1 protein-coding gene is annotated in these 997 nt (G+C 67.9%); it reads left to right on the top strand.

Going from position 1 to position 997, the window contains the following annotated elements:
- Nucleotides 1-970 (top strand): histone-lysine N-methyltransferase (locus GPA_RS13635; protein ID WP_083809151.1); only part of this gene is annotated, 970 nt, incomplete at its 5' end.
- Between the last annotated feature and the right edge of the window lie 27 nt (nucleotides 971-997).

Below are 997 nucleotides of genomic sequence, written 5' to 3'. Positions count from 1 at the left end.
CGGCGCTCCGAGCGGCCCGGCCCATGCCGGCGGCTTCAGCTACAAGGGCGACACCGACGACGAGTACCCGGACGCCTTCGACAGCCTCGAGCCGCACGACGCGCCGTCGCTGCTGCTCGACGACGAGGCACCCCTGGAGCCCGAGCAGCCGAAGGGCCGCCACGGCAAGAAGGACAAGACGGACGTGCCCCCGCATATGCGCAAGTCGCGCCGCATGCGCCGCGTGCTCATCGTGGTGATCGTGCTGCTGGTGGTGCTTATAGGCGTTCTGGGCTACCTCACCTGGCGCCTCGTCACCGAGAGCCAGACGCTGGCCGCCCAGCAGACGCAGCAGCAGCAGGATGCGCAGGAGGTGACCGCCATCCAGCAGGAGGAGACGAAGGACGCCTCCACCGAGACCACGAAGAAGACCGAGGCGCCGAACCTCGTCGCCGTGCTGGGGCTCGGCCAGGACGAGGCCGTGGCCGCGCTCGCCCATGGCGCCCAGGTAACCGCCTCGAAGGACGTGAACGAGGAGGGCAATCCCATCAAGAAGGACGTGACGGTGGCCCTGACCGACGAGCCGGCCGACACGCGCACGGGCACGCCCACGGTGTACCTGGGCCTCAATGAGGAGGGCAAGGTCGTCCAGGCGGGCTACTCCGCCTCCACCGCCGCGCTCGGCTACGGCACGCTCAGCTTCGCCGATGCCGTCAAGAACGAGCACGTGGTGGAGAAGACGCTGCAGGAGGCCGGCATACCGGTGGCCGAGGGCGCGGCCGTGCTGCCCGAGGACAAGACGGCCTACTCCACCTACGACACCGACGGCACGACCCTCGTGAAGGAGAACTGCTCGTTCTCGGGCACGGTCGACCTGAACGGCGCGCCCCACGAGTGGTCCGCGGTGCTGTCCTACAACTACACCACCGCGAACATGACCGGCAACCTGGCCGACACCATCCGCATCATCTACGTGTACGTCAACGCCTAGGGAACCGCCGATTAATTATCGGATTCG

Source organism: Gordonibacter pamelaeae 7-10-1-b, from assembly GCF_000210055.1.
Lineage (GTDB): Bacteria > Actinomycetota > Coriobacteriia > Coriobacteriales > Eggerthellaceae > Gordonibacter > Gordonibacter pamelaeae.
The sequence above is the reverse complement of the archived record's forward strand: the minus strand, read 5'-3'. Positions and strand labels throughout refer to the sequence as shown.